Here is a 20,532-nt window from a genome sequence, read left to right as displayed (position 1 = left end):
TCCTTCCTGGTCTTGCATGATTCTGCATGTATCTTAGCGGCCATGACCACCAAGCCCCTGCTCATCCTGATCGCCGGGCCCTACCGTTCCGGCACCGACGGCGACCCGCAGGCCATGGCCGCCAACCTCGCCCGCCTCGAAACCGCGGCCTGGCCCGTCTTCGCGGCCGGTCACCTCCCCGTCATCGGCGAGTGGATCGCCCTGCCGGTCCTCCGGTCCGCCGGCGCCGGCCCCACCGACCCCCTCGCCGACCGGGTGCTCTACCCGGCCGCCGACCGGCTCCTCGCGCACTGCGACGCGGTACTGCGCCTGCCGGGCGCATCCGCCGGCGCCGACCAGGACGTCGCCACCGCCCTCCGCCGAGGCCTGCCCGTCTATCACGACGTCACCGAGATCCCCCGCCTCGCCCCGCTGGAGACCGCGTGACGAGCCGCCCGGGTGTCGACGCCCCCGATCACCGCGGGCGCACCGGTCTCCACCTGGCCGGGCGCGACCTCGACCGCAACCCCGACGTCCGGATACGCGAGGTCGAACTCACCTCCCAGGGCTGGCACGTCCTGCGCCGCACCACCTTCGACTACCGGCGCCGCGACGGACGCTGGCAGACCCAGCAGCGCGAGACCTACGACCGCGGCAACGGCGCCGTCGTCCTGCCCTACGACACCGCACGCGGCCGCGTCCTGCTGACCCGTCAGTTCCGCTACCCGGCCTACGTGAACGGCCACCCCGACGGCATGCTGGTCGAGGCGGCGGCCGGGCTGCTCGACGCGGACGACCCGCACACCGCGATCCGCCGCGAGAGCGCCGAGGAACTCGGCGTCGAACTCGGCCCGCTCACCCACGTGCTCGACGCCTACATGAGCCCGGGCTCCGTCACCGAGCGCCTCCACTTCTTCGCCGCCCCCTACACCCCGGCCGACCGGATCGACGCCGGCGGAGGACTCGAGGAGGAAGGCGAGGACATCGAGGTCCTCGAACTCCCCTTCGCCGACGCCCTCGCCATGATCCGCGACGGGCGCATCACGGACGGAAAGACCATCCTGCTCCTGCAATGGGCAGCCCTGCACGGGCCCTTCGCCGAGCAGCGGAACGCCTGAAAGGAAAGCCCCCCGTCCCCTGGCGACTCCAGGGAGCGCGGAACGTCCGTGCCGCCGCCGCGCAGCCGCCGTCGTCGCCTTCCCGACGGCGGCTGCGTCGTGGCTCAGGTCAGCCGGGTGGCGGCGTAGACCTCCATCGCGTCGCGCTGGTACGCGGCGAGCCCCGGGGCGACGGCCTCGTACGCCGCGCGCCACGTCTCGTTGTCGACGAGGGAACGCCCGATGGCCCGGTACTCCTCGACGGAGACGGCGCGCAGTTCGGTCAGGGCCCGGTACTGGGTGTCGATCTCGGCCTGGACCGGGTCCGCGTCGGCCGGACGACCCGCGGCCATGAGTTCGGCCAGCCGGATCATCTGCGCCGTACGCTCACGGTGCGCGGCGTCCGCGTCGGCCTGGCTCATCGTGGCGGCGCGCCGTCCGACCTCCTGGGCGAGTTCGGGGTGATCGCGCATGTTGGCCTCGTAGTGGGAGGGCGTCACGCCCTCGAAGAGGTTCTCCGGGCGGTTGATGCTCATGGGACGGTCGTCCTTCCTGGACTGCTCCAGTTCGGCGATCGTGCGGGAGACGGTGCCGGCCAGGGCGTCGAGCCGGTCCCGCTCCGCGAGGAGGCGCCGGCGGTGCCCCCTCAGGGCGTCCACCTCGTCGACCTCCTCGGACAGGATCCGGCCGATCTCCGGCAGCCCGACGCCCAGCGCTCGCAGGACGAGGATCTGCTGCAGCCGCAGGAGCTGGCGCTCTCCGTAGTAGCGGTGGCCGTTGGCGCCGATCCGGGCCGGCGGCAGCAGACCGGTCTCGTCGTAGTGCCGCAGTGTCCGGGCGGTCACGCCCGACATCCGTGCCACCTCCGCGATCGGCCAGTCCATCACCACTCCGCACGTGTGTGTCGCCGGGCCGGTCGTTCCGGCCCTGGTCACGACGGTAGAAGCTGCCGCAACGGCAACCGCAACCCCGGACCCGAGGTCCCCGGCGCCCTCCTCGACGACGCGGCGGCCGAAGGCGGCGCCCGGCGTCGCTCGTCCCGTCGGATCCCGGCCCGGCGAGCACCGGAAGCGTGCGCGTCGTCGGCGCGATACCACCGAACGGCCCTGCCCGGCGGTTCCCCTGAGGAAAGCGGCTCGCGCTGGGCCGCGCGCCGGGCGGGGCCCCCGCACGCGTGCCGGCCGGTGAACGGACGGAGCCGACCGGAATCGAACCGGCGTCCTCGCGATGTTGGAGACCGCGCGCGACCACCTCTGCGCTACGGCCCCGTCCGCGAGCAACCCTACGCGACCGGCTCCCTCCGCCCCGCCGATCGGTCAGGTGTCAGGGGCAGGCGCTAGGGTGCGTGGCCGTGGACGCTGCTGATCTCGACTACCGGGCCCGGACACTGTCCGGCTGCATCCCGCCTGAGCAGGTCTCCCGGCTGCTCGAACGAGGCCACGTCGCCGTGGTGGAGTCGCAAGCCTCGCGCGGGGAGTGGTTCTGCGCGGTGGCGTGGGCGCGGTGGCTGGGCGGGCGGGGCAGGCGGGCAGACGCCTTGGAGGTGCTCGCCCCGTATCTGGCGACCGGCTGGTGGACGGCCACCGAGGCCGCGGCCGAGCTGCTGGAGGAGTGGGGCCGGGCCGACGAGGCGATCGAGATCACCCGGGTCCGCATGGAGGCCGGGCACCCGGCGGCGCTGGAGTCCTATACGCGCCTTCTCGCCCGGCACGGCCGCGCCGAGGAGGCCTTCACGCTGCTGGTTCCGCACGTCGACGACTGGGCCCTGGCCACCGCTCTGGTCGATGTCGCCGGTGTCGCCGGCCGCGACGAGGAAGCCGCCGCGCTGCTCGTCCCCCTGGTCCGGGCCGACCACCACTGCGACGGTCCGTGGTGCTGCCGCGGTCTCGACCCCGACACGGCGGCCGGTCTGCTCGCCACGATCCGCGAACGCCAGGGCCGCGTCGACGAGGCCGTCACCCTGCTCGGGGGTCGGCAGATCACCTCGGTCAACAGCCGGGACCAGCTCGCCGACCTGCTCGCCCGACACGGCCGGATCGAGGAACTGCGCGCCTACGCCGCGGCCGACGGACACGAGGAAGCCGTACAGCGGCTGGCGGAGCTGTCGGAGGAGCGCGGCGATCCGGAGGACGCGATCGCGGTCTTCACGGAGGCTGTCGGGGGCTCGGGCCGGAACCCGAACCTGGCCTACGGGCTCGCGCGGCTACTGGCCCGGCACGGCCGGGGCGGCGAGGCGATCGAGGTGATGCGTGCCGAGGCCCAGGCCCACCGCGGCGACGACTGGATCCTCCACGCCCTGTCCGAGCTGTGCCTCGACCAGGGCCGCCCTGCCGACGGCCTGGCCCACCTCGACGCCCTCGCCGACCGGCGCGAGGACGAGCAGGAGTGGGAGCTCTTCCGGGTGCGGCTGCCGCTGATCGCCGCCTGCGACGGGGTCGACGCGGCGGTCGAACGGGCCCGGGCCCACCCCGATGGCGGCACCTGGTACGCGGCGGAACACATCGCCCGCCTCCTCGCCGGTGCCGGACGCACCGAGGAAGCCGCCACCGTCCTCCAGCGACACGACCGCCGGTACGGCCACGACCTGGCCGACCACCTCATCGACCTCGATCGCGTCGAGGAAGCCCTGGAGATCCTTCGCCCCACCCGCCCCGCGGCACCTCTCCTCCCGACCACCCACCTCTGGCCCCGGCAACCACCTCTCTGAGCCTCGGCCGGGCCCGGGTCCTCCGCTCTTCGAACCCGAGCGCAGCCCCCGTCTCGTGCGGGTGCTCGACCCCGGAGGGGCGTAGTCGTCACGGGTCGCTTCGGCGTCCCAGGTCTCGGCCACACGGGCAGGCTACCGGCGAGCGGCCTCCGCGTCCCGTGATCGCGGTCCACGGCCGGAGTGCCCGGGAGGACGGACGACGGCCCCGGGGACGTGGTCCCCGGGGCCGTCGCGGGTGGCTCGGTGGCGTTACGCGGGGTTCTTGACGTCCGCCGCGTAGGTGGCGCCGGCGAGGCAGTCGCGGATCTCGTGGCGGGGCGCGGTGCCCGTCCAGCGGAGGAAGCCGCCGGCGCCGGTCGCGCTCGCCATGTCGATGAAGCGGCAGCCGTCGTAGACGAGCTTGCCGGCGGTGGTCGCGGCCGTGCCGGTGGCCACCTCGTGCGAGCCCATCAGGGCGCAGTCGGTGTAGCGGACCATCGGGCCGCGGTCGCCGTTGGCGTTGAAGGCGTAGACGTGCGTGACGGCGTCCGGCGCCCACGACTTGAAGCTGTTGGCGGTGTCGTCGCAGGAGACGAAGGAGATGCTGCCCTTGTACCAGCGGGAGTCGATCACCTTGTGGCCGGTGCCGCGCAGTTCGAAGCGGATGCCCTGGGCGTACAGCCGCATGACGGAGTCCGCGCGGGTGGCGGCGGCCGAGGAGAGCTGGAAGAACGTGCCCGTCGAGGCGGCGTCGGTGAGGATGTAGGAGCCGCCGATGAAGTTCATCGAGCCGCCGCGGTTGTTCTTCACGAACACACCCGCCTTGTACTCCACCTTGCACTCGCGGAACCAGTAGTTCAGGAACTGGTCCTGCTGGCTCGCGCTCGGCGTCATCCCCATGACGAGGAAGGCGTCCGAGTAGGTGCCGCCGATCTGGCAGTGGTCCCAGCCCATCTCGCTGTTGAGGTTGGAGGTGGTGGCCGGGCCGTCGAGGCCGATGCCGCGCTTCCAGCCGCCCTGCCACTCGACGTCGCTGTACCAGGTGTCCTGGACGCCGTGCGTCGCCGAGGAGTAGGCGTAGCAGAAGCTGGAGGTGGCGTTCTCGCTGACGAAGGTGATGCCGGAGATCCGGATGTTCTTGTAGCGCTGGTAGTTGGTCCAGAGCGTGGTGTCGTTCTCGGTCGGCGCGTAGACGATGCGGGTGAGCCGCTTGCCGTAGCCGGTGATCGTGACGCCGTCGACGATGCCGACGCCGACGCCGTCGACGTGGGGGAGCAGCGAGTCGGGCCGGGTCAGCCGGTACGTGCCGGGCGGGATGACCAGGACCTTCTTCGGCACCGCGCCGGAGATCGGGTCGGGCTGGTACGAGGCGAGCACCTCGGCGGCGGCGGCCCGGAAGGCGTCGTCGCTCGGGTTGACGCCGGTGGGGTCGGCGTTCTTGCTGATCACGGAGACGCTGTGCGGGTCGTTGCCCGAGCCTACGGCGTACGCCGGGGTGCCTCCCACGACGACCGCGCCGGCTGCCGCGCCCGCACCGGCCGTCGCCAGGCCGCGGATGACGGAGCGTCTGTCCCTGTGTCCGGTCATTTCATTCCCCCTGTTTGGCGATCTTGAGAAAGACAGCACATGGGATCACGGGTTCGAAGCCGGTGCAAGCGTGGGTCGGGGTCCTCGTCGCTCACGCGGCGGGCGGGTCGGGCGGCCCGGCACCGTTGATCATCCGGTGGGAGCGGGCATACGGTGCGTCTCATGACGACGGTTCGAATCGGTGTGATGTACGACCGCGACTGGGCGCCGGAGGGCCTGCCGGCCTTCGCGCGGGACGCCGAGGCACTCGGGGTGGACGACCTGTGGGTCGTCGAGGACCTCGGGTGGAACGGTGGCGTGTCGGCCGCCGCGGTGGCACTGGCCTCGACGGAGCGTCTGCGGGTGGGCATCGGCATCACGCCCGCGCCGCTGCGCAGTCCGGCGCTGCTCGCGATGGAGCTGGCCACGCTGGCACGGATGTTCCCGGGTCGGCTGGTCGCCGGGGTCGGGCACGGCGTGGCGGAGTGGATGGCGTCCGTCGGTGTCGCGCCGAAGTCGCCGCTGGCGCTCCTGGAGGAGACGATCCGGTCGGTTCGCGCGCTGCTGCACGGCGAGCGGGTCGAACTGGCCGGTCGAGAGGTCCGGTTGGACGGTATCCGACTGGTGCATCCGCCTCTCGTACCGCCGCCCGTGGTCGCCGGTGTGGTGCGCCCTCGCTCGCTGGAACTGTCCGGCCGGGTCGCGGACGGCACGCTGATCGCCGAGGGGCACGGGCCGCGGGATCTGGAGAGGGTACGAGAACTGACCGCCAAGGGTGGCGCGGGGGCCGACCACGACCTGACCGTGCTCGCCTTCTGCTCCGTCGGGGAGGATCCCGAGCAGGTGGCACGGACACTGCGGCCCAGCGTCGAGGGACAAGCGGGCTGGCTGGGTCGCCCGCCGGAGCAGGTCTTCACCGTCTCGGGCCGCGCCGAGGACGCCGCGGGGCGAGTGGACGAGCTGGCGGCGGCCGGAGCGGGAACGGTGGTCCTGCGGGTCGTCGGTGACGACCCGTTGAAGCAGATCGGGAAGGTGCTGGAAGCCCTCGCGGCGAGTGGCCGCACGCCCGCCACGGCTTCTCCCGCCACGGCGCGGGGCGAGGGGTAGGACCCCTCCCCCGGCCGTGGCCGACCGCGATCGACGAACGCGGGCCGGGCAGGGCCGCGGCCCTGCCGCCCCCTCCGCTGCTCCGTCCGGGCCGTGACGGTTCGGCCCGGTCGCCGCGTCGGGCGTTCTACGCGTCGGGCGTTCCACCGGCGTCCGGCCCCGTGCGACGGACGGGCGCCGTCGCGGCGGAGGGGCGGAGGGCTTCGTCAGGCGATCCGCTCGGCTACGAAGACGGGGATCTCCCGGTCGGTCCTGAGCTGGTAGTCCGCGTAGTCGGGAAAGGCCTCGACGGCCCGGTCCCACCACGCGCGCCGCTCCTCGCCGCTCACGACGCGTACCTTCATGTCCCACTCCCGGGTCTCGTCGCGCAGCACGATCCGGGGGAAGGCGACCAGGTTGTGGTGCCAGACAGGGTGCTTCACGGCGCCGCCGTTGGAGGCGACGAGCGCGTAGGCCCCTTCGTGTTCCACCCGCATGAGCGGGGTCTTGCGGAGCTTGCCGCTCTTCACGCCGACGTTCGTCACGAGCACCACCGGCAGGCCCCTCATGGTCGTCCCCTGGGTGCCGCCCGACGACTCGTACAGCTCGACCTGGTCCCGTACCCACTGCGACGGGCTGGGCTCGTAGGTTCCTTCGAGCGGCATGCCGCCCTCCTCTCGTCGGCGGCGACCGGATTCTCCGGAGTGCACCGTTCCGCCTACTCCATCACGGGTGCCGCCCGGGCCGCCAGAAGGGAGCGCGGGAGGACGCCGTGGCAGGGGCGGGCGGCCCGGCGGAGGCGGGCGCGCCGGCCGCGGGCGCTCAGCGGGCCGTGCGGCGCGCGGCGCCCTCGCGCCACTCCCGGCCGATCGACCGCATCAGCGCCGGGTACACCCCCAGGTACCGGAACGGCTTGATGCCGAGCATGTACAGGGAGCCGAGACGGCCGTTGGGCTTCACGAGGACGGCCATCTGGCCCCGGTAGCCGCCGCTTCCGTCGGGGACCCAGCCGATGTGCATGATCCCGTGCATGGTCTTGTTGGCGTACTCGCCGGCCCACTCGTCGTGCGTCTGGAAGACCGAGGTGAAGGGGGCCGAGGCGAGGTCCGGCCCCCGCGGCCCCTCGCGCAGGTCGTCGGGAAGCCGGTCCCGCAGGGTCGGCACCCTGCCGCCGACGCCCGAGTCCGGCGTGTCCCAGCCGAGCAGCGCCCCGAGCTTCCAGCGCACCGCGAAGAGGAAGCGGCCCACGGGGTTGCCGCCGTCCGGGCCCTTCGTGCCGCCCGCCATCTGCTCGACCAGGTAGTGCAGGTCGTCGGGGCCGCCGGGCGTCGGCAGCGCCCACAGGTCCTCGAGCCGGAAGTCGGCGGCGATCGCGTGGATCCGCCAGGGCCGGGACGTGTGGTCGGTCGAGGGAAGACGCAGCGCGTTCATGACGGACCCCTGTCCATACGGTGGCGTATAGATCGAGCATAGCCCCTGTCTATACGGCACCGTATAGTCGGTTCGGAACAGCGCGAGGCGCGAGGGGAGACGGGGCATGGGTGCGATCCGCACGCCGCGGTCCACGTGGATCGAGGAGGGACTGCGGGCGCTGGCCGCCGGCGGACCCGAGGCCGTCCGGGTCGAGGTCCTCGCCCAGGCCCTCGGCGTGAGCAAGGGCGGCTTCTACGGCTACTTCCGCAACCGTGCGGCCCTCCTCGACGAGATGCTCGACACCTGGGAGCGCGGGGTCACCGAGGACGTCATCGAGCGGATCGAGCGCGCCGGAGGCGACGCCCGCGAACGGCTCGGGCGGCTCTTCGACGTCGTCGGGTCGGCCGACACCCCCGTGATCAGCGCGGGTGTCGAACTCGCCGTCCGCGACTGGGCCAGGCGCGACACCGACGTCGCGGCCCGCCTCCGCCGGGCCGACAACCGGCGCATGGACTACCTGCGCGAGCTCTACGGGGCCTTCTGCCCCGACGCGGGCGATGTCGAGGCCCGCTGCCTCATCACCTTCTCCCTGCGGATCGGCGACCACCTCATCGCGGCCGACGACGGCCCGCGTCCCCGCTCCGAGGTGCTCGCCGCGGTCAGGGAGCGGCTCCTGGCCCGACCGGGGACTCCCGAGGACCCGGCCGACCGTCGATAGCACGGAGAGGAGCGCCGTTCCGGCGGTGGCAGGGCGGGCGTGACGCCCACGGTGCCACCGCGGCTGCCCCTACGACCACGACGGTGCGGAACCACGGCTTCGGGGCACACGTTCTTCGAGCACCCGGAGAGAGAAGAGGCCCGGATGGACGGCACGAGCGGGTGGTACTGGTGGGCGGGCGCGGCTGTGGTCTTCGCCGTGACCCTGTCGGTGGCCGTCGTCCTGGCCGTACGGCTGTTCCGGGCGCGCAGGATGCTCGGCGACTCCGGTGTTCCGATGTCGCGCAAGGTGCTCTTCTGGGGGGCCCTGCTCTACCTGGTCAGCCCGGCGGACCTGCTGCCCGACCCCGTGCTCCTCGACGACATCGGAATCCTGCTGGCGGCCCTGCGCTCCCTGCACCGGGCCGGGACGCGGGCGGAGGACGACCGGGAGCCCGGCAGAACGGCGTGACACGGCCGGCGGGACGTCGCCCGGCCGCTCGACGAGCCCGTTCGCCGGTGGGCGAGAATCCTCGCCATGGCAGCCACCTCACCCGCCTCCCGGCTGGTCACCGCGGCGGCTCGGCGACATCTTCGTCCGCTCGGCCTGCGGCAGCGGGGCCGGTCCCGGCTCTGGCTCTGGCTCTAGCTCTGGCTCTGGCTCTGGCTCTGGCTCTGGCTCTGGCTCTGGCTCTGGCTCTGGCTCTGGCTCGACGATCACGGATGGTGGCTCGGTGTGGTCGATTTCTTCTCGCCGCAGTGGAGTCAGGGCAGTGGTCTGACCGTCGGCGTGATGTGGCTGTGGCAGGACGTCGGGCACGTGACGTTCCACGTCCACGAGAAGGTCGAAGGCTCGCGGGAGTTCCGCCACGAGCAGCAGTTCGCCGCCGTCATGGAGGACCTCGCCCACGACGCCGGGAAGCGTGTGGAGGAGTTCAGGGACCGTTTCGCCGATCTCGACGCGGTGGCCCGCGCCCTGCTGAGCCACCCGGTCCGGCGAGATGATCTCCGGGGCAGCTTCCATGCCGGGGTGGCCGCCGCGCTCACCGGCAGGGCGGGCGAGGCCCGTGAGCGTTTCTCCGCGGTTCTGGCCCACGAGCCTGACGCCGACTGGATGCGGGAGCTTCGGCAGACCGCGCGGCAGCTGTTCGATGCCGGTGAGAATGCCGCCGCCGTCCGTGTGTGGGCGAGGGACGCGGTCGTCTCGTGCAGGTCGAAGCCGGCTCTCGGGGACGCGCCGGCCTCCGTGGGCGAGATGCCGGCATAGGCGCGGGCGGGAGGCTCAGCCCGCCCAGCGTCCCGAGAAGTAGGTCACGGCGAGGACGACGGAGAGCGGGGCCGACAGGCACAGCCAGGCGGCCGTCCTCCTCGGGGCGCGCAGTGTCCAGGCGGCGAGGCCGATCCACAGCGGCCACCACAGCAGCGTGGCGCGGGGCACGGACATGTACCAGTACGAGGTGCCCAGCGCCCACAGGCTGAGCGCGACGTAGACGGCCTCGGGCCAGCGGCGGGCCCGTGCCAGCAGGACGACGGCGACGACACCGACCAGCATGGCGACGAGTTCCGCCTGCCACAGGAGCGCGTACGGAGTGGTGTACCCGTGCCCGAAGGCGGCGTCCCAGGTGGTGCCCCAGGACTCCCACGGGGCGTGGAACCGTCGGTACCAACCACGCTCCTGGGCGTGCTTCCACGCCATCCAGTCCCCGGTGTGGCCATGCAGGTACCAGACGTACAGCAGCGGCGGGAGCGCGGGCACCGCCAGCCAGGGGAACAGACGGGTCACGCCCCGGCGGCGGGCCGTGAGGGCGAAGTGGACGACGAGTGCGGCGGCCAGGAAGAGGCCGGTCACGCGGACGGTGGTGGCACAGGCCGCGAGGAGCGCGGCGATCCGCCAGGCGTCCCGGCGGGCGGCGAGCCAGGCCGGGAGGGCGAAGGCGAGGAAGAGCGACTCGGTGTAGCCGACGGCGAGGAAGACCGCGCACGGCGAGACGAGGAGGAGCAGGACGGCACGGCGGGAGTCGGCGGCGTCGGGCAGGTGGTGGCGGGCGACGCGGCCGAGCGCGACGACCGCGACGGCCCCCGCGACCAGGGAGACGGCCAGTCCGGCGGCGATCCAGTCGCCGACGAGGAGGTGCGCCGCCCGCAGGGCGAGCGGGAAGCCGGGGAAGAAGGCCTCCCTGTTGTCCCCCTGCTCGGGGCGGGCGGCGGGGTCCTCCGGGAAGTAGCCGTCGCGGGCGATGTGCAGGTAGTGGCTCCAGTCCCACCGCCCGACGACCGCGGCGAAGGGGTCGGGCACATGGGACTCGGGATCGCCGGGGAAGAGCCAGGCGGTGCAGTAGGCGGTGAGGAGAAGAGCGACGCGGGTGATCAGGTAGAGGCCGAGGACGTCACGGTCGGCGGCGTCGAGGCGGAGCACGGCGGGGCGGAGCACACGGGGAAGACGCGGTCGCCGGAGCGAGGACGGAGGCGGGGGCGGCGGCGCGTCACGTATGCCTGGCGCGTCCCCCGCGCCTGGTGCGTCGCACGTACCCGGCACGTCGCGCGTTCGGTGGGCGTCGCGCGTGCCGTGGACCTCCCGGACGTCCCGGGATTCCTGAAGCCTGTCTTCTGTCGCTGTCACGAGGGGTCCGCAATCTTCCGAGGGCATGACGGGGCGAGGGACGGCCTCGACGCGATGACGGTCCCTGGGGGGCGGCCGGGGTCTACCCGGCGCCTCCTGGCGGGGTGGTGGTCGTGGAGGAACCGGGCCGGGTGGTGCTCGTGGACGTCGGGGTGCCGGCCGGCGGGGAGGTGGTGGCGCCGACGGACGGGGCCTCGGTCGTCGACGGGAGGGTGGGGACCGGACCGGTGGCCGTGTCGGCGGGGGCCGGGCCGGTCACGGACGGGCTCGTCGCGGGGAGCGCCGGCTGGGACGGCCCCGCCAGCAAGGCGCCCAAGGCGACGCCACCGCCGCCCACGACCAGGCACGCCCCTGCGGCGAGCACCGCGAGGCGGCGCCGGTGGACGCGCCGGCCGCGGGCACTGATCTCGCCCGCCGGCGCGTACGTGGCGCGGGCCCGGCCCGCTGCGGCCGCCTGCTCGAAGAGCGCCTTCAGCGGATCCGGGGAGGAGCCGCCGGAGGGGTCGCGGGCGGGTTCCTGCGACGGACCGTGGAAGTCATGCATCGGGTGCCTCCTCGCTGGACGGGTGGGCGGTGCGGGGGCTGCGCGGGTCCTCGACGCGCTGGGCGAGCGCGGCCCGGCCCCGGGACAGGTGGGTCTTGACCGTGCCGGTCGACAGGCCGGTCTCGGCTGCGACCTGGTCGACGCTCAGGTCGCACAGGTAGTGCAGGGCGAGGGTGCGCCGTTGCTGCTGCGGCAGTCCCCGCATCGCCTCGACGAGGACGAGGTGGTCGGGTTCGGGTCCCTCGACCACCAGGGGTGACGCGGCGTCACGCCGCCACGCGTCGGCCGTACGTGTGCGGAACCGCCAGCGGCTGACCGCGAGCCGCCAGGCGACCGTACGGATCCACGCCTCCGGCTGCCCGTCCCGGTCCAGCTGCCGCCGCCGGTTCCAGCCCTTGACGAAGGCTTCCTGCACGACGTCCTGCGCCTCGTGCAGATCGCCCAGCATCACGTACAACTGACCCGTGAGCCGCGCCACCGCGTGGGCGTAGAACTCTTCGAACTCCTCGACCGTCAACGAACGACTCCCGCATCTCCGACTACACCCCGCATACGCCTGCCGGGTGGTCCCCGGTTGACACGGAGACCCCGCGACCAGAGTGATCGTCGTCACGCAACCGGGCCGGCAGGACACGCACCCGGCACCGGCACCGGCGCTGAAGCCGGAGCCCCATCCCAATCCCGAGCCCGGGCCAATCCCGAGCCCGATCCCGAGCCCGATCGAAGGCTTTCGACGAATCTGGTCCAACCAGTTGACCAGTCCCCGGGTGTGGCTCATTCTCATCGCCATGACACAGCAGCCCCTCCGGCGCGAGGCGGTCTCCGACCAGCTCCACGCGGTGCTCCGGGACCGCATCCTGGCCGGGGCCCTCCCCGCCGGCACCCCCCTGACGTCCGAACGCGAGCTGTCCGCCGAGTTCGGTGTCAACCGGCACGCGGTCCGGGAGGCCATCAAGCGCCTCCAGGAGGCCCGGCTCGTCCAGGTCAGCCACGGGGGGCGCACCCTCGTCCTCGACTGGCGCCGGACCGCCGGCCTCGAACTCGCCGTCGGCATCGCCCAGGCCGGTTCCGGCCCCGCCCTTCCGGAACTGGCGCGCGACGCCCTGGAGATGCGCGCCTGCATCGGCGCGGACGCGGCGCGGCTGTGCGCGGCCCGCTGCTCACGGGAGACCGCGAACGCCATCGTCGAGGCCGCCGCCTGCTACGCCCTGTCCGGACCGGACCTGGCGGCCCTGGGCGAGGCGGACATCGCCTGGTGGCGTCTGATCGTGGAGGGCTCCGGCAACCTCGCCTACCTCCTCGCCTTCAACAGTCTCGTCGGCGGGTCCCTGAACGTCGGCGAGGTCCCCATGGACCTGCGCACCGCCGAGCTGCTCGACGTGGACGCCCACGTCCGCCTCGCCGCCCACATCGCGGGCGGCGAGGCGGAGGCCGCCGAGCGGCTCGCCCGTGAACTGCTGGGCCGCAGCGTCCCGTCCGTCGCCCGCGACCGCGCGGGGAGGGGGCGATGATCCCCGCCGTGGTGTACGCGATACCCGCGTTCGTCCTCCTGGTCGTCGTCGAGGCGCTCTCGTACCGCTACCTCCCCGACGACGACGAGCAGGGCTACGAGCTCCGCGACACCGCCACGAGCATGTCGATGGGGGCGGGCAGCCAGGTCATCGGCCTGCCGTGGAAGGCCTTCGCCGTCCTCGCCTACGCCGCCTGCCACGAGCTCGCCCCCTGGCGGTTGTCGCCCGGCTCGGTGTGGACCTGGGTCCTGCTGTTCTTCGCCGAGGACCTGGCGTACTACGTCTTCCACCGCTCCCACCACCGCGTGCGGCTGCTCTGGGCGAGCCACGTCGTGCACCACTCCAGCGTCCGCTTCAACCTGTCGACGGCGCTGCGCCAGAGCTGGACGCCGATGACGACGCTGCCGTTCTGGCTGCCGCTGGCCCTGCTCGGCGTCCCGCCGTGGATGATCCTGCTCCAGCAGTCCTTCAGCCTGATCTACCAGTTCTTCCTGCACACCGAGCGCGTGGACCGGCTGTGGCGTCCCGTCGAGTGGTTCTTCAACACCCCGTCCCACCACCGCGTCCACCACGGCTCCAACTCCGCCTATCTGGACCGTAACTACGGCGGCATCCTCATCGTCTGGGACCGGCTCTTCCGCACCTTCGAGGCGGAGGGCGAGCGGGTGGTGTACGGGCTGACGAAGAACATCGCGACGTACAACCCGCTCCGTGTCGCCTTCCACGAGTACGCGGCGGTCTGGCGCGACGTGCGGACGGCACGGCACTGGCGTGACCGCGCGGGGCACCTGTTCGGTCCGCCCGGCTGGACGCCGAAGGCGGAGGTCTGACACGGCGCCGCTGCTCGCGCTGTTCACCGCCCTGGCCGCCGTCGACATCACCGGCGTCGTCCTCGACGTCCCCGTCCTGGAATGGGCGACGAAGCCGCTGCTGGCCCCGGTCCTCGCGCTGTACGTCCGGCGGATCACCGGCACCCGGCATCCGGCCTTCCTGACGGGCCTCGGCTTCGCCGCCGCCGGTGACGTCGCGCTCCTGTTCCCCGGACCGGTGGCGTTCGCGACCGGGATCGCCCTCTTCCTCGGCGCGCAGCTCTGCTGGACGACCGCCTTCGTCCGCGCCGGGGCCGTACCGCACCTGAGGCGGCGTCCCCTGCTCTGCTGCGCCTACCTCGCCGTGTGGTGCGCCGCCGTCCTCGCCCTGGCACCGGCGCTGGAACCGGGGCTGGCCGTCGGCCTCTCCTTCTACGGTCTCGTCCTCGTGACGATGGCCTGCGCCGCCCACGTCAAGGGCGCCCGCGCGGCCTGGGGCGGGGCGGTGTTCCTCGTCTCGGACATGCTCATCGGCCTGGGCGCGGCGGGCGTCGACCTCCCCGGCCGTTCCCTCCTCGTGATGCCCACGTACGTGGTGGCCCTCGCCCTGCTGGCCACCGCCTTCACCACCGGGCGCGAGGACCGCGCACCCCTCGACGGGCCGTTCGTGGCGGCGGGGGACACCGCGGACCCGGTAGGCATCCGCGCCCCGCGCTCCTCCCCCGTCCGCGCGCGTGCCCGTGCCACCGTCACGGCGTGGCGCCGGGTGCGGCCAGCACGAAGGCGTGTCCGGCCGGGTCCATGAAGCGGCGCACATCGGTACGCCGGTCCGTCCGGCTGCCGTTGTGTTCGGCGGTCACCGGGCGGGCGCCCAGGGAGACCGCTTCGCGCTCGGCCTCGTCGAGCGCTTCGGGAGCGACGAGGATCCACAGGTGGGACTGCTGCGAGTCCTCCGGACGGGGCCAGCTCGGTGGCGCGTGGCCGGGGTCGCGGTGGACGCCGAGGACGACCCCCTCGGCGCCCGAGACCAGCAGCAGGTCGTGGTCGGCGCCGCTCGGCTCGACGGTGCCGTCGAGGAGGGCGGCGTAGAAGCGGGCGAGGGGCTCGGGGTCGGTGCTGTCGAGGACGAGGACGCCCTTCTTGGATACGGTCATGGCCTTCGTGTGCCCGCTCGTCTCTCTCGCAGACATCGGGCCGCCGGACAGCCCGCCGTGCCCAAGGTCGGCGCCCGCCCACTCGGCTGAGGTCAGGTCAGGTCAGCCGGCGACCGTCAGGCCGGTCAGACCGGCGCGGGTGAGGGCTCGGGCCACGGCGGACGGGTCCGGTTCGCCGCCGTCCGGGTCGCGCACCCGCGCCAGGAGCGCGTCCACGTCCTGGAGCGGTCCGCCCTCCGCCTCCGCGAGGACGCCCTCGGCGTCGGGCCCCCCGTCCGCCGGCGCGAGGCGCTCGACCAGCAGGCGCGCCGCCTGCGCGCGGTCGGCCAGCTCGCTCATGCCGCAGTCCAGGCCGTCGTCGTCGAGGCCGTCCGGGTAGGGGGCGCGGGCCCAGGCTCCGTCCTCGTACCAGTAGACGCAGCCGAGCTCGTCGCCGGACAGCCGGTCGTTCAGTTCGTCCCACGGCAGCCACGCGGGGCCGCCGGCGAGGAGGTCGACGCGGGGTTCGTGCCACCTCGTCCCGCTGGACTCGTCCTCGCCGTACAGCACGTACCGGCCGTCGCCCCTGCGGGACAGCACCCACCAGGTGCAGCCGCCGTCGTCCCGGTGCAGCCCGTCGTCGTCGATCCAGTGGCCGGTGCGGTGCGCGCTCGGGCGGCGTTCGTCCACGCTCGTCGCGCCGAAGGCGGCCACCAGGGCCCAGCGGGCCCACAGCACACCGGCGGGCGGCAAGTCCTCGGGAAGGCCCGGACGGTTGATCGTCATGACCGCAACAGTACGGCCCCGCCGGTCGGTCCGCGGGCCACGCTCGGGGGCGGGCTAGGCGAGACGGGCGTCTCCTGATGGCGTCGGCCCCGGACCGGGTACACGGAAGGAGGCAGCGACCCGTGATCTCAGGAAGGCCTCCTCCCATGCTCATCGACCTGACAGGGCGGACCGCTCTGGTCACCGGCTCCACGCAGGGGATCGGCGCCGCGATCGCCACCGGTCTGGCCCGCGCGGGCGCCCGTGTGGGGGTGAACGGACGCACCGGCGAACGGGTGGACCGGGCCATCGCGGGGATCCGCGCCGAGGTGGCCGACGCGGACCTGGTTCCCGTCGTCGCCGACGTCGCGAGCGAGGAGGGGGCGCGGCGTGCCGCGGACGCGCTGCCGCGGGTGGACGTCCTGGTGAACAACCTCGGCATCTTCGGCGAGGCGGATCCCCTGACGATCGACGACGACGAGTGGCGGCGCTACTTCGAGGTGAACGTGCTGGCCGCCGTGCGGCTGATCCGCCGGTACCTCCCCGGCATGAGCGAGCGCGGCTGGGGGCGGGTGCTGAACATCGCGAGCGACTCGGCCGTCGTGATCCCCGCGGAGATGATCCACTACGGCATGACCAAGACCGCCCTCCTGGCGGTCACGCGCGGTTTCGCCAAGCAGGCGGCGGGCAGCGGCGTCACCGTGAACTCCGTCATCGCGGGCCCCACCCACACGGGTGGTGTCGAGGACTTCGTGTACGAGTTGGTCGACGACGCGCTGCCCTGGGACGAGGCCCAGCGGGTGTTCATGCGCGCGTACCGTCCGCAGTCGCTGATCCAGCGGCTGATCGAGCCGGAGGAGATCGCCGCCATGGTCGTCTATCTGGCGTCCGACCACGCCTCGGCCACCACCGGGGGTGCCCTGAGGGTCGACGGCGGGTACGTCGACTCGATCCTGCCGTGACGTGACCCGCCGGCGCCGACGGTCGGTGGTGACGACCGGCGCCGACGGTCGGTGGTGACGAGCGTCCGCGTCGACGGTCGGCGCCGGCCGGTCGGGGGCGCTCACCAGGCGCGGTCCAGCAAGTCGGCGCACAGGAGGTCCAGTTCCCGTGCGGCTGTGGGGTTCGGCGCGGTGGCGCGCAGGGTGCGGCGGGCCGTGTCCAGCCGGCGGTGCGCCTCCTCGTGGGCCGCGGCGCGGCCTCCGGCCTGCTCGACGAGTGCGGCGATGCGCGCGGCCGTCGCGTCGTCGATCCGCCGGGACGAACACCGGGACGAGGAGAGCAGCGCCCCGAGTTCCCGCGCGGCCGGGCCTCCGTCGGCCAGGGCGGCGAGGACCGGGTAGGTTTTTTTGCTTCGGCGCAGGTCGGCGTGGACGGGTTTCCCGGTCCTCTCCGGGTCGCCCCAGATGCCGAGGACGTCGTCCACCGCCTGGAAGGCGAGACCCAGATGGCGCCCGGCGCGGTCGAGCGCGGTCACGGTCGCTTCGGGGGCGCCGCCCAGGACCGCGCCGAGGGCGAGCGCGCACCCCAGCAGGGCGCCCGTCTTGTGTTCGGCCATCGACCGGTACTCCTCCGGGGCGACCGCGCCGGGCCCGTGCCAGGGCCGGTGCTCGAACCGCAGGTCCTCTGCCTGGCCGGACACGAGGGCGTTCAGGGTGCCGCAGAGGCGGCGGACCGCGGCCGCCGCGTGGTCGTTCCGGGCCTCGGCCAGTCCCGTCACCGCCTGTGCGAGGAGCGCGTCGCCGGCCAGTACGGCAGGGCCCGTGCCGTGGCTCTTCCACACGGCCGGGCGGCGCCGGCGCAGGGCGTCGGCGTCCATGATGTCGTCGTGGAGGAGGGAGAAGGTGTGGACGAGTTCGACGGCCACCGCACCCGGCACGCCGTCGGCCGCGCCCGCCCCGACGGCCTCCGCGCCGAGCACGGCGAGGACCTGCCGTACCCCCTTGCCCTCGGATCCGCCGGGGTCCGGGGTCCCGTCCGTGTCGGCCCAGCCCAGTGCGTACGCCGCCATCTCGCCGGTCCAGGGGTGCAGCCGGCCGACCGCGTCCACCAGCGCGGGCCGGACGAGCGCGCGGCAGCGCCGCAGGACGTCGGCCGCCGAGGCGTCCCGGCCGGGAGGGCCCGAGGGCAGGCCCTCCCGCTCCGTCCCGTGGGCGTCGCCCCGCACGACGGGCGGGTCCGGCCGGGCCGTGGTCTCCGCCGCGTCGACGGGCGGACGGGGCCGGGCCACGGGCGTCGGGAGGGCGCTCATCGCAGGGCCTCCGGGTCGGCCGTCCGCAGGGCCTCGGCCCCGACGTCCGGCAGCGCCGGTCCGCCCGTTCCCGTTCCTGTTCCCGTTCCCGTGCCCGGTCCGTCTGCGGCGGGTTCCGGAAGCGGTCCGATGCCCAGCTCGGCGGCGGCCCCGTTCACCAGCTCCCGGGCGTGGAGCAGTCCGATGCGTTCCAGGGACGTGCGCAGCGCGGCCAGTTCGGCGGCGGTGCGGGCGGCGTCGCGGCCGAGGCGGGCCTCGGTCTTGACCAGCCCCAGCCGCGCCAGCGCGGTGCCGCGCGGCTCGTCCATGGCGCGGAACTCCGCGAGGGCTCCCGCGTACTGCTCGCGGGCCTCCCCGTACCGGCCCGCCCGGTAGAGGACGTTGCCGCGCATCTTGTGGTTGTAGGCGAGCGCGCTCCGCAGCCGTATCTCCCGGCAGGCCTCCTCCGCCCGCGACAGCAGTGCCAGAGCGCGCTCGGCGTCCCCGTCGCGTACGGACACCACGTCGGCGATGCCCCGCAGGGCCCACGCCCAGCCGCGCCGGTCCTCGGCGCGTGACGCCGTCTCCGCCGCCTCCTCGAAGAGGGCGAGGGCCTCGTCGAAGCGACCGGTGTTCCGGTGCATCTGCGCGATGCCCTCCAGCGCCCAGACCGTGTGCCGGGCCTCGCCGCGGTGGCGCGCCTCCGTCAGCAGGCGTTCGTGCAGGCGTGCCACGGCCTCGTAGTCGCCCTGGATGCGTCCGGTCTCGGCCAGTCCGGCCAGCGAGTAGCCCCGGGCGACGACGTCCCCGCCCCGCTCGCCCGCCTCGGACGCCAGTTTCAGCAGCCGGTACGCCAGCCGGAACGCGCCGCGCTGCCGGGCCAGCGTGCCGCCGCTCCACAGCGCCCAGGCCATCGCGCCTTCGTGGCCGGCCGAGCGCGCCGCCCGGTAGCTCGCCTTCCACTCCCGGTCGGCCTCGTCGATCCGCCCGAGCCTCCGGCACGCCTCCGCGGCTGCCAGCCGGCAGCGCGCCACCTCGTGGAGGTCTCCGGACCGCTCGGCCGCGCGGACGCCCCGCAGGGCCTCGTCGAGCACCTCGGGAAGGGACGCGTTCACCGACAGGGACCCCAGGGCCCCCTGGTACTCGGGCGCGGACGCCCTCGTCGGCCGTTCCCCGACCTGACCCGCCATCGGTTCCTCCTTCTGCCTTCCGCCGGCTCGACGATCAAGCCGGTGCGAGGGTCAAGACGGCGTCGGCGGAAGGGGGTTCCGCATCCGGGGCAATGTCCGTCTCGGTGGGGGCAAGGGGTCCGCCTCAAGTGCTACGCACGGTGGTCCGGTCTCCTCATCGAGACCTACGGAACGGTGCCCGCGCGGCCGTGCGCGTGGGTCCCGTGCGGCCGCGCAGCGCGTCGCGCGGGAGGCGGCGGCGGGGCGGGTAGCGTGCCGCCCGTGTCCGAGCACCCGCGCGATCTCGTCGGCTACGGCGCCGAGCCACCCCGTGCCGCGTGGCCGGGTGGCGCCCGTGTCGCCGTCAGCCTCGTCCTCAACTACGAGGAGGGCGGCGAGCACAACGTCCTGGACGGCGACGCCGCCTCGGAGGCCTTCCTGCACGAGGTCGTCGGGGCGCCGCCGGTGGTCGGCGGCCGTGACCTCAACGTCGAGTCGATGTTCGCGTACGGCTCGCGGGCCGGGTTCTGGCGCGTGCACCGGACGCTCGTCGCGCACCGGGCCCCGCTCACCGTCCACGCCGTCGGCAGGGCCCTGGAGCGCAACCCGGAGGCGGCGCGCGCGATGGCCGCGGCCGGGTGGGAGGTGGCCGGGCACGGCTGGCGCTGGATCGACTACCGCGAGGTCCCCGAGGAGGTCGAGCGGGCCGATGTCGCGCGGACGGTCGCGACGATCCGGCGGCTGGTGGGGCGGCGGCCGGTCGGCTGGTACACGGGCCGGACGAGCCCGGCGACGCGACGGCTCGTCGCCGGGGAGGGCGGGTTCCTCTACGACTCCGACGACTACGCGGACGACCTTCCCTTCTACGTCGAGGCGGCGGGCCGGCCGCATCTCGTGGTGCCGTACAGCCTCGACGCGAACGACTTCAAGTTCCTTCTCGTCCACGGGTTCACGACCGCGGACGACATGCTCGCGTACCTCGTGGACACCTTCGACACGCTGCACGCCGAGGGCGCGGAGCGGCCTCGCATGATGAGCGTCGGCCTGCACGGCCGGATCATCGGCCGCCCGGGCCGGATCAGGGCGCTCGACGGCTTCCTTCGGCACGTGGCCGGCCGCGGTGGGGCGTGGCTCGCCACGCGCGAGGAGATCGCCCGGCACTGGCTGGCCGCGCACCCTCCGCCGTCGGGGCGCTGAGCTCCCGCACGGGCGCCGTCGCCCGCCCGGT

General features: G+C 73.8%; 23 protein-coding genes and 1 tRNA gene. 12 read left to right on the top strand and 12 right to left on the bottom strand.

What is annotated here, in order from left to right; all coding sequences use genetic code 11:
• Positions 1 to 42: 42 nt before the first annotated feature.
• Both ACFQ8C_RS28120 and ACFQ8C_RS28115 read left to right on the top strand, forming a co-directional pair.
• Positions 43 to 426 carry a DUF4406 domain-containing protein gene (locus tag ACFQ8C_RS28120; protein ID WP_383462510.1) on the top strand — a complete coding sequence of 128 codons (384 nt, stop codon included), beginning with the start codon at positions 43 to 45 and terminating at the stop codon, positions 424 to 426.
• Positions 423 to 1,097: an NUDIX domain-containing protein gene (locus ACFQ8C_RS28115; RefSeq protein WP_383462509.1), complete on the top strand. Its 675-nt coding sequence runs from the start codon at positions 423 to 425 to the stop codon at positions 1,095 to 1,097. Before ACFQ8C_RS28120 ends, ACFQ8C_RS28115 begins: the two co-directional genes overlap by 4 nt.
• A 104-nt stretch (positions 1,098 to 1,201) precedes the next feature.
• Here the strand turns inward: ACFQ8C_RS28115 and ACFQ8C_RS28110 are convergent, their stop codons facing one another.
• Both ACFQ8C_RS28110 and ACFQ8C_RS28105 read right to left on the bottom strand, forming a co-directional pair.
• Positions 1,202 to 1,960 carry a MerR family transcriptional regulator gene (locus ACFQ8C_RS28110; RefSeq protein WP_383462507.1) on the bottom strand — a complete coding sequence of 253 codons (759 nt, stop codon included), beginning with the start codon at positions 1,958 to 1,960 and terminating at the stop codon, positions 1,202 to 1,204.
• Between the two features lie 309 nt (positions 1,961 to 2,269).
• Positions 2,270 to 2,344, bottom strand: a tRNA-Trp gene (locus tag ACFQ8C_RS28105).
• A gap of 83 nt (positions 2,345 to 2,427) precedes the next feature.
• Between ACFQ8C_RS28105 and ACFQ8C_RS28100 the strand changes: the two genes are divergently transcribed.
• Positions 2,428 to 3,783 carry a tetratricopeptide repeat protein gene (locus tag ACFQ8C_RS28100; RefSeq protein WP_383462505.1) on the top strand — a complete coding sequence of 452 codons (1,356 nt, stop codon included), beginning with the start codon at positions 2,428 to 2,430 and terminating at the stop codon, positions 3,781 to 3,783.
• Between the two features lie 249 nt (positions 3,784 to 4,032).
• On the opposite strand, the gene ACFQ8C_RS28095 is transcribed toward ACFQ8C_RS28100, so the two are convergent.
• Positions 4,033 to 5,349, bottom strand: coding sequence for a hypothetical protein (locus tag ACFQ8C_RS28095; RefSeq protein ID WP_383462504.1), 1,317 nt, complete (start codon positions 5,347 to 5,349; stop codon positions 4,033 to 4,035).
• A gap of 162 nt (positions 5,350 to 5,511) precedes the next feature.
• Here ACFQ8C_RS28095 and ACFQ8C_RS28090 point away from each other — a divergent pair, with 162 nt between their 5' ends.
• A complete protein-coding gene (locus ACFQ8C_RS28090) occupies positions 5,512 to 6,435 on the top strand; it encodes an LLM class flavin-dependent oxidoreductase (RefSeq protein WP_383462503.1) in 924 nt (307 codons plus the stop codon).
• 206 nt (positions 6,436 to 6,641) lie between these two features.
• On the opposite strand, the gene ACFQ8C_RS28085 is transcribed toward ACFQ8C_RS28090, so the two are convergent.
• Both ACFQ8C_RS28085 and ACFQ8C_RS28080 read right to left on the bottom strand, forming a co-directional pair.
• Positions 6,642 to 7,079 carry a nitroreductase family deazaflavin-dependent oxidoreductase gene (locus ACFQ8C_RS28085; RefSeq protein ID WP_383462502.1) on the bottom strand — a complete coding sequence of 146 codons (438 nt, stop codon included), beginning with the start codon at positions 7,077 to 7,079 and terminating at the stop codon, positions 6,642 to 6,644.
• A 157-nt stretch (positions 7,080 to 7,236) separates the two neighbouring features.
• Complete coding sequence (locus ACFQ8C_RS28080) at positions 7,237 to 7,845, bottom strand: DUF2867 domain-containing protein (protein ID WP_383462500.1); 609 nt, start codon at positions 7,843 to 7,845, stop codon at positions 7,237 to 7,239.
• A 106-nt stretch (positions 7,846 to 7,951) separates the two neighbouring features.
• On the opposite strand from ACFQ8C_RS28080, the gene ACFQ8C_RS28075 reads away from it, so the two are divergent.
• The 3 genes from ACFQ8C_RS28075 to ACFQ8C_RS28065 all read left to right on the top strand — a co-directional run bounded on the left by ACFQ8C_RS28075 (position 7,952) and on the right by ACFQ8C_RS28065 (position 9,790).
• On the top strand, positions 7,952 to 8,545 hold the full coding sequence (locus tag ACFQ8C_RS28075) for a TetR/AcrR family transcriptional regulator (RefSeq protein WP_383462499.1): 594 nt from the start codon (positions 7,952 to 7,954) through the stop codon (positions 8,543 to 8,545).
• Positions 8,546 to 8,689: 144 nt separating this feature from the next.
• A complete protein-coding gene (locus tag ACFQ8C_RS28070) occupies positions 8,690 to 8,995 on the top strand; it encodes a YkvA family protein (protein ID WP_383462497.1) in 306 nt (101 codons plus the stop codon).
• Positions 8,996 to 9,343: 348 nt separating this feature from the next.
• Positions 9,344 to 9,790, top strand: a complete 447-nt coding sequence (locus ACFQ8C_RS28065; RefSeq protein ID WP_383462496.1) for a hypothetical protein — start codon at positions 9,344 to 9,346, stop codon at positions 9,788 to 9,790.
• Positions 9,791 to 9,805: 15 nt separating this feature from the next.
• Here the strand turns inward: ACFQ8C_RS28065 and ACFQ8C_RS28060 are convergent, their stop codons facing one another.
• From ACFQ8C_RS28060 to ACFQ8C_RS28050, 3 genes are all read right to left on the bottom strand, one after another.
• Positions 9,806 to 11,059 (bottom strand): mannosyltransferase family protein, encoded by a 1,254-nt coding sequence (locus tag ACFQ8C_RS28060; protein WP_383462495.1) that lies wholly within the window; start codon positions 11,057 to 11,059, stop codon positions 9,806 to 9,808.
• Between the two features lie 166 nt (positions 11,060 to 11,225).
• A complete protein-coding gene (locus ACFQ8C_RS28055; protein ID WP_383462494.1) occupies positions 11,226 to 11,687 on the bottom strand; it encodes a hypothetical protein in 462 nt (153 codons plus the stop codon).
• Complete coding sequence (locus ACFQ8C_RS28050; RefSeq protein WP_383462492.1) at positions 11,680 to 12,204, bottom strand: SigE family RNA polymerase sigma factor; 525 nt, start codon at positions 12,202 to 12,204, stop codon at positions 11,680 to 11,682. Before ACFQ8C_RS28050 ends, ACFQ8C_RS28055 begins: the two co-directional genes overlap by 8 nt.
• A gap of 271 nt (positions 12,205 to 12,475) precedes the next feature.
• Here ACFQ8C_RS28050 and ACFQ8C_RS28045 point away from each other — a divergent pair, with 271 nt between their 5' ends.
• The 3 genes from ACFQ8C_RS28045 to ACFQ8C_RS28035 are packed head-to-tail and all read left to right on the top strand — an operon-like array spanning position 12,476 to position 14,812.
• Positions 12,476 to 13,198, top strand: coding sequence for a FadR/GntR family transcriptional regulator (locus ACFQ8C_RS28045; RefSeq protein ID WP_383462490.1), 723 nt, complete (start codon positions 12,476 to 12,478; stop codon positions 13,196 to 13,198).
• Positions 13,195 to 14,028 (top strand): sterol desaturase family protein, encoded by an 834-nt coding sequence (locus tag ACFQ8C_RS28040; protein ID WP_383462488.1) that lies wholly within the window; start codon positions 13,195 to 13,197, stop codon positions 14,026 to 14,028. The genes ACFQ8C_RS28045 and ACFQ8C_RS28040 overlap by 4 nt, the downstream gene beginning before the upstream one ends.
• Positions 13,970 to 14,812, top strand: coding sequence for a lysoplasmalogenase family protein (locus ACFQ8C_RS28035; protein ID WP_383462487.1), 843 nt, complete (start codon positions 13,970 to 13,972; stop codon positions 14,810 to 14,812). Before ACFQ8C_RS28040 ends, ACFQ8C_RS28035 begins: the two co-directional genes overlap by 59 nt.
• On the opposite strand, the gene ACFQ8C_RS28030 is transcribed toward ACFQ8C_RS28035, so the two are convergent.
• Positions 14,757 to 15,161, bottom strand: coding sequence for a VOC family protein (locus tag ACFQ8C_RS28030; RefSeq protein ID WP_383462486.1), 405 nt, complete (start codon positions 15,159 to 15,161; stop codon positions 14,757 to 14,759). The genes ACFQ8C_RS28035 and ACFQ8C_RS28030 overlap by 56 nt on opposite strands.
• A 102-nt stretch (positions 15,162 to 15,263) precedes the next feature.
• Positions 15,264 to 15,926 (bottom strand): hypothetical protein, encoded by a 663-nt coding sequence (locus tag ACFQ8C_RS28025; RefSeq protein WP_383462484.1) that lies wholly within the window; start codon positions 15,924 to 15,926, stop codon positions 15,264 to 15,266.
• Positions 15,927 to 16,072: 146 nt separating this feature from the next.
• Between ACFQ8C_RS28025 and ACFQ8C_RS28020 the strand changes: the two genes are divergently transcribed.
• Positions 16,073 to 16,867, top strand: a complete 795-nt coding sequence (locus ACFQ8C_RS28020; protein ID WP_383462482.1) for an SDR family NAD(P)-dependent oxidoreductase — start codon at positions 16,073 to 16,075, stop codon at positions 16,865 to 16,867.
• 101 nt (positions 16,868 to 16,968) lie between these two features.
• Here the strand turns inward: ACFQ8C_RS28020 and ACFQ8C_RS28015 are convergent, their stop codons facing one another.
• Together ACFQ8C_RS28015 and ACFQ8C_RS28010 are read right to left on the bottom strand one after the other, a co-directional pair.
• A complete protein-coding gene (locus ACFQ8C_RS28015) occupies positions 16,969 to 18,156 on the bottom strand; it encodes a polyprenyl synthetase family protein (RefSeq protein ID WP_383462480.1) in 1,188 nt (395 codons plus the stop codon).
• Positions 18,153 to 19,325, bottom strand: a complete 1,173-nt coding sequence (locus tag ACFQ8C_RS28010; RefSeq protein ID WP_383462478.1) for a tetratricopeptide repeat protein — start codon at positions 19,323 to 19,325, stop codon at positions 18,153 to 18,155. Before ACFQ8C_RS28010 ends, ACFQ8C_RS28015 begins: the two co-directional genes overlap by 4 nt.
• A gap of 261 nt (positions 19,326 to 19,586) precedes the next feature.
• Here ACFQ8C_RS28010 and puuE point away from each other — a divergent pair, with 261 nt between their 5' ends.
• Positions 19,587 to 20,501 (top strand): allantoinase PuuE, encoded by a 915-nt coding sequence (puuE, locus tag ACFQ8C_RS28005; protein WP_383462477.1) that lies wholly within the window; start codon positions 19,587 to 19,589, stop codon positions 20,499 to 20,501.
• Positions 20,502 to 20,532 lie beyond the last annotated feature (31 nt).

Source organism: Streptomyces sp. NPDC056503 (assembly GCF_042794995.1).
Taxonomy (GTDB): domain Bacteria; phylum Actinomycetota; class Actinomycetes; order Streptomycetales; family Streptomycetaceae; genus Streptomyces.
The sequence above is the reverse complement of the archived record's forward strand: the minus strand, read 5'-3'. Positions and strand labels throughout refer to the sequence as shown.

What these genes read in the sequence shown, in the direction of transcription:
- ACFQ8C_RS28015 (WP_383462480.1), bottom strand. Translation starts at nt 18,156, where the DNA reads ATGAGCGCCCTCCCGACGCCCGTGGCCCGGCCCCGTCCGCCCGTCGAC.
- ACFQ8C_RS28025 (WP_383462484.1), bottom strand. Translation starts at nt 15,926, where the DNA reads ATGACGATCAACCGTCCGGGCCTTCCCGAGGACTTGCCGCCCGCCGGT.
- ACFQ8C_RS28120 (WP_383462510.1), top strand. Translation starts at nt 43, where the DNA reads ATGACCACCAAGCCCCTGCTCATCCTGATCGCCGGGCCCTACCGTTCC.
- ACFQ8C_RS28030 (WP_383462486.1), bottom strand. Translation starts at nt 15,161, where the DNA reads ATGACCGTATCCAAGAAGGGCGTCCTCGTCCTCGACAGCACCGACCCC.
- ACFQ8C_RS28040 (WP_383462488.1), top strand. Translation starts at nt 13,195, where the DNA reads ATGATCCCCGCCGTGGTGTACGCGATACCCGCGTTCGTCCTCCTGGTC.
- ACFQ8C_RS28055 (WP_383462494.1), bottom strand. Translation starts at nt 11,687, where the DNA reads ATGCATGACTTCCACGGTCCGTCGCAGGAACCCGCCCGCGACCCCTCC.
- ACFQ8C_RS28070 (WP_383462497.1), top strand. Translation starts at nt 8,690, where the DNA reads ATGGACGGCACGAGCGGGTGGTACTGGTGGGCGGGCGCGGCTGTGGTC.
- ACFQ8C_RS28020 (WP_383462482.1), top strand. Translation starts at nt 16,073, where the DNA reads ATGCTCATCGACCTGACAGGGCGGACCGCTCTGGTCACCGGCTCCACG.
- ACFQ8C_RS28010 (WP_383462478.1), bottom strand. Translation starts at nt 19,325, where the DNA reads ATGGCGGGTCAGGTCGGGGAACGGCCGACGAGGGCGTCCGCGCCCGAG.
- ACFQ8C_RS28075 (WP_383462499.1), top strand. Translation starts at nt 7,952, where the DNA reads ATGGGTGCGATCCGCACGCCGCGGTCCACGTGGATCGAGGAGGGACTG.
- ACFQ8C_RS28110 (WP_383462507.1), bottom strand. Translation starts at nt 1,960, where the DNA reads ATGGACTGGCCGATCGCGGAGGTGGCACGGATGTCGGGCGTGACCGCC.
- ACFQ8C_RS28080 (WP_383462500.1), bottom strand. Translation starts at nt 7,845, where the DNA reads ATGAACGCGCTGCGTCTTCCCTCGACCGACCACACGTCCCGGCCCTGG.
- ACFQ8C_RS28085 (WP_383462502.1), bottom strand. Translation starts at nt 7,079, where the DNA reads ATGCCGCTCGAAGGAACCTACGAGCCCAGCCCGTCGCAGTGGGTACGG.
- ACFQ8C_RS28090 (WP_383462503.1), top strand. Translation starts at nt 5,512, where the DNA reads ATGACGACGGTTCGAATCGGTGTGATGTACGACCGCGACTGGGCGCCG.
- ACFQ8C_RS28095 (WP_383462504.1), bottom strand. Translation starts at nt 5,349, where the DNA reads ATGACCGGACACAGGGACAGACGCTCCGTCATCCGCGGCCTGGCGACG.
- ACFQ8C_RS28045 (WP_383462490.1), top strand. Translation starts at nt 12,476, where the DNA reads ATGACACAGCAGCCCCTCCGGCGCGAGGCGGTCTCCGACCAGCTCCAC.